This is a genomic window from Streptomyces sp. NPDC058955, assembly GCF_042741435.1.
In the GTDB taxonomy this organism is placed as follows: Bacteria; Actinomycetota; Actinomycetes; order Streptomycetales; family Streptomycetaceae; genus Streptomyces.
Genome location: NZ_JBHYKM010000050.1, coordinates 22,862 through 30,378, shown reverse-complemented (window position 1 = coordinate 30,378; position 7,517 = coordinate 22,862). Strand labels below are relative to the sequence as shown.

General features: G+C 73.4%; 10 protein-coding genes. 7 read left to right on the top strand and 3 right to left on the bottom strand.

Annotated features, from left to right (window positions below):
• Window positions 1-344: 344 nt before the first annotated feature.
• The 3 genes from ACFW1I_RS20335 to ACFW1I_RS20325 all read left to right on the top strand — a co-directional run bounded on the left by ACFW1I_RS20335 (window position 345) and on the right by ACFW1I_RS20325 (window position 1,542).
• Complete coding sequence (locus ACFW1I_RS20335) at window positions 345-794, top strand: ATP-binding protein (protein ID WP_384671755.1); 450 nt, start codon at window positions 345-347, stop codon at window positions 792-794.
• A gap of 74 nt (window positions 795-868) precedes the next feature.
• Window positions 869-1,198, top strand: coding sequence for a DUF3040 domain-containing protein (locus tag ACFW1I_RS20330; protein WP_384671753.1), 330 nt, complete (start codon window positions 869-871; stop codon window positions 1,196-1,198).
• Window positions 1,199-1,218: 20 nt separating this feature from the next.
• Window positions 1,219-1,542, top strand: coding sequence for a plasmid stabilization protein (locus tag ACFW1I_RS20325; RefSeq protein WP_384671751.1), 324 nt, complete (start codon window positions 1,219-1,221; stop codon window positions 1,540-1,542).
• Between the two features lie 63 nt (window positions 1,543-1,605).
• On the opposite strand, the gene ACFW1I_RS20320 is transcribed toward ACFW1I_RS20325, so the two are convergent.
• From ACFW1I_RS20320 to ACFW1I_RS20310, 3 genes are all read right to left on the bottom strand, one after another.
• Window positions 1,606-2,967, bottom strand: coding sequence for a carboxyl transferase domain-containing protein (locus ACFW1I_RS20320; RefSeq protein ID WP_384671750.1), 1,362 nt, complete (start codon window positions 2,965-2,967; stop codon window positions 1,606-1,608).
• Window positions 2,968-3,052: 85 nt separating this feature from the next.
• On the bottom strand, window positions 3,053-3,430 hold the full coding sequence (locus tag ACFW1I_RS20315) for a DUF6114 domain-containing protein (protein WP_384671748.1): 378 nt from the start codon (window positions 3,428-3,430) through the stop codon (window positions 3,053-3,055).
• 97 nt (window positions 3,431-3,527) lie between these two features.
• The gene (locus ACFW1I_RS20310) at window positions 3,528-3,986 is read right to left on the bottom strand and encodes a cyclic nucleotide-binding domain-containing protein (protein WP_384671746.1); all 459 of its coding nucleotides are present in this window, start codon (window positions 3,984-3,986) and stop codon (window positions 3,528-3,530) included.
• A 181-nt stretch (window positions 3,987-4,167) separates the two neighbouring features.
• On the opposite strand from ACFW1I_RS20310, the gene ACFW1I_RS20305 reads away from it, so the two are divergent.
• The 4 genes from ACFW1I_RS20305 to ACFW1I_RS20290 are packed head-to-tail and all read left to right on the top strand — an operon-like array spanning window position 4,168 to window position 7,476.
• A complete protein-coding gene (locus tag ACFW1I_RS20305; protein ID WP_384671744.1) occupies window positions 4,168-4,977 on the top strand; it encodes an amino acid ABC transporter ATP-binding protein in 810 nt (269 codons plus the stop codon).
• Between the two features lie 18 nt (window positions 4,978-4,995).
• Window positions 4,996-5,838 (top strand): glutamate ABC transporter substrate-binding protein, encoded by an 843-nt coding sequence (locus ACFW1I_RS20300; RefSeq protein WP_384671743.1) that lies wholly within the window; start codon window positions 4,996-4,998, stop codon window positions 5,836-5,838.
• A 10-nt stretch (window positions 5,839-5,848) separates the two neighbouring features.
• A complete protein-coding gene (locus tag ACFW1I_RS20295) occupies window positions 5,849-6,514 on the top strand; it encodes an amino acid ABC transporter permease (protein ID WP_384671740.1) in 666 nt (221 codons plus the stop codon).
• Window positions 6,511-7,476 carry an amino acid ABC transporter permease gene (locus tag ACFW1I_RS20290; protein ID WP_384671738.1) on the top strand — a complete coding sequence of 322 codons (966 nt, stop codon included), beginning with the start codon at window positions 6,511-6,513 and terminating at the stop codon, window positions 7,474-7,476. The genes ACFW1I_RS20295 and ACFW1I_RS20290 overlap by 4 nt, the downstream gene beginning before the upstream one ends.
• Window positions 7,477-7,517 lie beyond the last annotated feature (41 nt).

Genomic DNA, 7,517 nt, shown 5'->3' with positions numbered 1-7,517 from the left:
CTCGGCGTCGTAGGCGTTGCCGGCCGCCTCGGCGGCGTCGGCGGCGCGGGGGGCGGCGAGTTAGGCGCGGGTCTCGGCGGCGGCCCCGCGGGGCCGGTGGCTCGCGGTGGGGGGCCGTTGGCGGGGGGGGGCCCCGGCGGCGGCGGGTGCGCGCCGCCGGTGCGTATGTGGCTCGTCCGATGGTCATGAGTGTCCGATCGACGGTTCCGGTGGACCGGCGCCGCCGCCGGAAGGGGGCGGGTGTCACGGTCCATCGGTTGAGCGTCCTGCAAGGAGTATTCCCCTTGGTGAGCTTTTCACCCATTCGTGCGTTTAGTCCCCTCGGTCACGGTCAGGCGCCCTATATGGCGGAAGGTGAGAGGAGCCGCCCCGGAGCGGTCCGCTCCCGGCGGTACGCGCTCGGCGGAGGACCGGGCTTGGCGGGCCGGCTGCGCGATCTCTCCGAACAGGCGGTGACGGACTGGTACGGACCGTTCTCCCCGGCGGCCCGGACGGCCGCCGACGACGTGCTGCTGCTCGTCACCGAACTCGTCGCCCACGCGGTGCGGCGCGGGGAAGCCCCGTACGAGCTCTGCCTCGACCGATCCGTCGACGGCGTCTGGCTCCAGGTGAGCGACAGCGCCCCCGGCCGCCCCCTCACCCAGGACCGGCACCGCTCCGGCCGCCCCTGCGGGCAGTGCCTCTACCTGGTCCAGCGGCTCGCCGCCGCCTGGGGCTCGGTGCCGCGGGGCCGCGGCCGGACGGTCTGGTGCGAGGTCCCCTTCCCGCTGGACAGCCCCGCTGCGGCTGTCTGAAGGCGCCCGGAGCGGGTAGCCGCCGGAGCGGACCCCGCCGCAGCGGGGGATTCCGACCGGAGGAGGTGGCCGCCGTGGACGAGGCCCGGCTCTCCGCGTACGAGCGCCGCGTACTGGCCGAGATCGAGGAGGACCTGAGCGCCGACGACGGCCTCGCCCGGCGCATGGCCGGACACCGGCCGGCCCTCCGCCTTCCCCGCCCGCGCCTCACCGGCCGGGGCCGCCTCGGCGCCCTGGCGCTCGGGGCCGCGACGCTGGCCCTGCTCGTCCTCGCGGTGGCGACCGCCAGCCCGGCGCTGGTCTGGGCCTTCGCCGCCGCCTGGGTGGTGACGCTGATCCTGGTGCTGCGCCTGGTCGTGCGCTGGACCCGGCGGCACGCGGGCGGCGGCCGGCCCGACGACTGACACGACGAGAGGAGCCCACGATGCCCCGCGGATCGAACGCCAAGCGCGAGAGGCAGTACGAGCACATCAAGGAGAGCGCGCTGGAACGCGGCGAGAGCCAGAAGCGCGCGAAGGAGATCGCCGCCCGCACCGTCAACAAGGAACGGGCCCGCTCGGGCGAGTCGAAGACGGCGAGCAAGAGCTCGACCCAGGACATGTCCTCCGCCCGGCGCGGCGGGAAGCGCTCGCACAGCGGCTCCGAAGGACCCACCTACGACCAGCTCTACGCGGAGGCCCAGCGCCGCAACCTGCACGGCAGGTCACAGATGAACAAGGCCGAGCTGAAGAAGAAGCTCGGCCACTGAACCACCGAGGGCCCCGGAATCACGGTCCCAGCCCACCGGACCACCGGGGCCCGCCCCCGCGCCTCACCCCGCCCGGCCGGGCGGATCCGCCGGCCGGGCGCCGACCACCCCGCGCACCACCCCCAGCTCCACCAGGTCCTCCGGGCGCAGCCGCAGCCGGTCGGCCGTCACGTCCGCCTCCTCCGGAGGGAGCTTCAGGATGGCCGTGGCCAGTTCGGGCGCGATCACCGAGAAGTACGCGTCCGGGGTCGCCCAGGTGCGGCCCGGCGCGGCCAGCGCCAGCGCGCCGCCCGAGCCGCCCTCGCCGATGAGCAGGGCGGTGACCGGCACCCGCGCCTCCGCGACGGCACCGAAGAGCTCCGCGATGGCCGGCCCGGCCCCGGCCCGCTCCGCCTCGGCGTCGTTGGCCGCGCCCGGCGTGTCGATCAGCGTCAGCACCGGGATCCCGAGCCGGCCGGCCAGCCGGACCAGCCGGGCGGCGGTGCGGAACCCGGCCGGCCGGGTCGCGGTCCCGCACTGCGCCGCGTACGCGGCCGTACGCCCGTCCGGGAGGCGCCCGAAACCGCACCGGATCCCCGGGTCGGTGCCGCCCGCACGGTCGCCCGAGAGCTCCGCCCGCTCCGTGAACACCTCGGCGAGATACCGATCGGCGCGCGGCCGCTCCGGGCGCCGGGCGCGGGCCACGGCCTCCCGCCCGCTCACCGCCGGCTCCGTGCCGCCCAGCGCGTACGGCGGCGGGACCGGGCCCGCGGCGGGGCGGGTGAGCAGCGACAGCCAGCGGCCCAGCACCGCCCGCAGCTCCCCGGGCGGGACGACGGCGTCCACATGCCCATGGGCGAGCTGGGACTCGGCGGTGTACGCGGCTGGGTCGGCGTCCCGCGGCCGGACCCGGGCGCCCGCGAAGCCGACCTGCGCCCCCGGCAGCGCGAGGACCACGTCGGACCCGGCCCCGAGGGTGGCCCAGCCGCCGCCGGTCGTCGGATCGCGGAGCACCGCGACCTGCGGCAGCCCGGCGGCCCGCGTGAGCGCCGACTCCCCGGCCAGCCGCTGGAGCTGGACGAGCGCCCGCATCCCCTCCTGCATCCGGCTGCCGCCCGTCGCGAGGAGCGCGGTCACGGGCAGCCGGTGCGCCCGGGCGTGCGCGTGCGCGGCGGCGACCCTGTCGCCGGTCCCCTCGCCGATGGAGCCGCCGAGGAAGCCGAACTCGAAGGAGACGAGCACGGTCCGCGTACCGCCGACGGTGCCGGTGCCGCAGACCACCGACTCGGACTCGCCCGAGCGGGCGGCGGCCGCGGCCCTCGCCCGGCCGTGGCCGGGCCAGCCGAGCGGCCCGTCGCCGTCCGACGGGGCCTCGGCACGCGGGAGTTCGGTGAAGTCGTCGGTGACGAGGGCCAGTGCCTCGCGCGCGTTCCCAGGTGCTGTCATCGGGGCCTCCCGCCCGTCGCCAGGTCCGCCACCGTACCGCCGGGTAGCCACCCGGGACGGGCCCCCGGCCAGGGTGCGGCGAAGATCACCCCGGTGCGGTCGCGCCGTCGTCCCGGCCGGACGGCCCGCCGAGGACCCACAGACCGCCGGCGAGCCCCAGCGTCATGCCGACGAGGAAGCCGCCCAGGTCGGACGCCACCCAGGAACCGAGCGAGGCGAGCACGCCGACGGCCGCGTACCAGCGCCGCCCGCGCGGATGCGCCACGAGCAGCACCCCGCAGCCGCACATCAGCAGCGGCAGCGCGTACCGCACGTCGGCCCCCGCCGACAGCAGCACGCCGGGACCGGCCCGCTGGACCAGCAGGATCTCCGCGCCGCCCAGCGCGAGGGCGAGCCCCGCGCCGAACGGCCGCCGCCGCCACGCCCGCCGGGCGGGGGCCTTGCCGGGACCGGACCGGGCCATGCGGTGCTCCTGACGCCGGGGGAGCGGTACGGGACGGGAAACCGCCCGGACCGTACGGCCACCGCCGCCAGAGGTCAACGCCCGTGCGCCGGCCGCCTCAGGCCATGATCCCGCTGCCGTGCGGCGCGTACAGGTCGAGCAGCCGCACCCGGGTCACCTGCAGCCGGTGCGCCAGGATCGACCCCACCCAGAAGTACACCGCCGACCCGAACTCCCGGTCCGTGTGGCACATCGACCGGACCGCCGTCGCGTCGAACTCGTACGCCCGGACCGGCGTCATCGCCTCCGCCCCCGACTGGCACAGATACGGCGGGAACAGCCAGGACAGACCCACCAGCTCACCGTGGCGCAGGGTCTCGATCACCGGCGAACCCCGCCCCGGCACCTTGGCGTCCAGATTCACCGCGCCCGTCTTCACGATCCAGAACCGCTCCGCGTGCTGCTGCTCCTCGAAGAGCCGGTCACCGGAGTCGAAGTACACATCCTCGGCGAAGGCCATCAGCCGCTCGCGGTGCTCCGCCGGCAGCGTACTGACCTTGGGTGCGGCACTCCTCATGGCGGACCCTCCTCCTCGCGCGTACGGCTCCGCTCCCAGTCTCCGCCCACGACGGCCGGTCCGCAGGCGGCGGCACGCGGGCGCTCCCGGGACACCGCCCCGGCGTGCGTCCGGACGGAGCAGGGCGGAGCATGAGACGGAGGAGGAAACGGCAGAAGGGGGCGTGAGCCAGGAGGGTGACATGCCCGTCCCGGAAGTGCCCGTCCCGGAGGCGCCCGGCCCGGACCGCGGCGACGCGCCCGTGCCGTACGACGGCGACGCGCTCGTCGTCCTGCACCGGGTCGACAAGCACTTCGGGACGCTCCACGTCCTGCAGTCCATCGACCTCACCATCCGGCGCGGCGAGGTCGTCGTCGTGATCGGGCCCTCCGGCTCCGGCAAGTCCACCCTGTGCCGGGCGATCAACCGCCTGGAGACCATCGACAGCGGCGAGATCCGCATCGACGGCCGCCCGCTGCCCGCCGAGGGCAAGGAACTCGCCCGGCTCCGCGCCGACGTCGGCATGGTCTTCCAGTCCTTCAACCTCTTCGCCCACAAGACCGTCCTCGACAACGTCACCCTGGGACAGATCAAGGTCCGCAAGAAGGACCGCAAGGCCGCCGAGGAACGCGCCCGCGCCCTCCTCGACCGGGTCGGCGTCGCCGCCCAGGCCGACAAGTACCCGGCGCAGCTCTCCGGCGGCCAGCAGCAGCGGGTCGCCATCGCCCGCGCCCTCGCCATGGACCCGAAGGTGATGCTCTTCGACGAACCGACCTCCGCCCTCGACCCCGAGATGATCAACGAGGTCCTGGAGGTCATGCGGCAGCTCGCCCAGGACGGCATGACGATGGTCGTGGTCACCCACGAGATGGGCTTCGCCCGCTCCGCCGCCAACCGGGTCGTCTTCATGGCCGACGGCCGGATCGTCGAGGAGACCACCCCCGACGAGTTCTTCGGCAACCCGCGCACCGCCCGCGCCCGCGACTTCCTCTCCAAGATCCTCCACCACTGAGCCCCACGGGGTGATCACATGAACCCGCTCAGGACCACCAGGACCCTCGTCGCCTCCGCGACGGCCGTCGTCCTCGCCCTCGGCACCGCCTCCCTCGCCCAGGGAGCCGTACCCGCCGACCACGACGACGACGATCAGATCACCATCGGCATCAAGTTCGATCAGCCCGGCATCGGCCTGAAGACCCCCGACGGCACCTACACCGGCTTCGACGTCGACGTGGCCACCTACATCGCCAAGCAACTCGGCCACGAACCGGACCAGATCGTGTGGAAGGAGGCGAAGAGCGCCGACCGCGAGACCATGCTCCAGCGCGGCGACGTCGATTTCATCGCCGCCTCCTACTCGATCAACGACGAGCGGGCCGAGAAGGTCGACTTCGCCGGCCCCTACCTCCTCGCCCACCAGGACGTGCTGATCCGCGCCGACGACGACTCCATCAAGCAGCCGTCCGACCTGAACGACAAGCGGCTCTGCTCGGTCACCGGCTCCACCTCCGCGCAGAACGTCAAGGACGAGATCGCCCCCGACGCCCAGCTCCAGGAGTACGGCGGCTACTCCGAGTGCCTGACCGGCCTGGAGAACGGCGTCATCGACGCCCTCACCACCGACGACTCCATCCTCGCCGGCTACGCCGCCCAGGAGGAGTTCAAGGGCAAGTTCAAGCTCGGCGGCTTCGAGCTGAGCAACGAGAACTACGGCATCGGCGTCCAGAAGGGCAGCGAACTCAAGGGCAAGATCAACACCGCCCTGGAGAAGATGGTCGAGGACGGCTCCTGGGACGAGGCCGTCGAGAAGAACTTCGGCCCGGCGAACTACCAGAACGAACCCGCCCCGAAGATCGGCGTGATCGTCGAGTGAGCCGGCCGCCGTGTTCGACTTCCTCGAAGGCTACGACCTCCTGGGCGCCTTCTGGGTGACCGTCCAGCTCACCTTCTGGTCCGCCCTCGGCTCCCTGGTGTGGGGGACGCTGCTCGCCGCCATGCGCGTCGGACCCGTCCCCCTCATGCGGGGCTTCGGCACCGCCTACGTCACCATCGTCCGCAACATCCCCCTCACCGTCATCATCGTCTTCACCTCCCTCGGCCTCTTCCAGACCCTCGGCATCAGCCTCGGCGCAGACCGCTTCACCACCATCAACTTCCGGCTCGCCGTCCTCGGCCTCACCGCCTACACCAGCGCCTTCGTCTGCGAGGCACTGCGCTCCGGCATCAACACCGTCCCCCTCGGGCAGGTCGAGGCCGCCCGCGCGATCGGCCTCAGCTTCCCCCAGATCCTGCGGATCATCGTGCTCCCGCAGGCGTTCCGGTCGGTCGTCGGCCCCCTCACCAACGTCCTCATCGCCCTCACCAAGAACACCACCGTCGCCGCCGCCATCGGCGTCGCCGAAGCCGCCCTGCTCATGCGGGAGATGATCGAGAACGAGGCCCAGCTCATCCTCATCTCCGCCATCTTCGCCTTCGGCTTCATCTGCCTCACCCTGCCCACCGGCCTCCTCCTCGGCCGGCTCGCCAGGAAAGTGGCGGTCAAGCGGTGAGGCGCCCCGGCCGGGCGCGAGCGGGCAAGCGCCACACCGCCAAGGACGAGGCCGCCACCGTCCTCTACGACGTCCCCGGACCCCGCGCCCGCCGCCGCAACCTGCTGTGGACCGTGCTCTTCCTGGCCGCCCTCGCCGCCGTCGTCTGGTGGGTGATCGCCGGACTCGACGCCAAGAACCAGCTGGAGGCGGCCAAATGGGAACCCTTCTTCACCGACGGACGGATCTGGGAGACCTACCTCCTGCCCGCCCTGAAGAACACCGTCATCGCCGCCGCCCTCGCCATGGTCCTCGCCCTGCCGCTCGGCGCCCTCCTCGGCATCGCCCGCCTCTCCGACCACCGCGCCGTCCGCGCCGCCGCCGGCACCGTCGTCGAGTTCTTCCGCGCGATCCCCGTCCTCATCCTCATGCTCTTCGCCAACGCCGCCTACGCCGAGTTCACCGACATCAGCCCCGAGACCCGCCCCCTGTACGCGGTCGTCACCGGCCTCGTCCTCTACAACGCCTCCGTCCTCGCCGAGGTCGTCCGCGCCGGCATCCTCGCCCTCCCCGCCGGACAGACCGACGCCGCCAAGGCCATCGGCATGCGCAAGGGCCAGACCATGGCCTACGTCCTGCTGCCCCAGTCCGTCACCGCCATGCTGCCCGCCCTCATCAGCCAGCTCGTCGTCATCGTCAAGGACACCGCCCTCGGCGGCGCCATGCTCGGCTTCGCCGAACTCCTCGCCTCCGTCCGCCCCATGAGCGCCAACTACGGCGCCAACACCATCGCCTGCTTCACCGTCGTCGCCGTCCTCTTCGTCCTCCTCAACGTCGCCCTCACCACCTTCGCCTCCTGGCTCGAACGCCGACTGCGCCGCGGCAAACGCTCCACCGGCGCCGTCGTCACAGCCGAGGCCGTCGACGACCTCGCCGCCCCCGGCCCCGGCGAACCCCCCGCCCCCGGGGCCCGCGGACCGTAACGAACCGATTCCACAGCAGCTTTCCGCGCGGACCTGTAGGA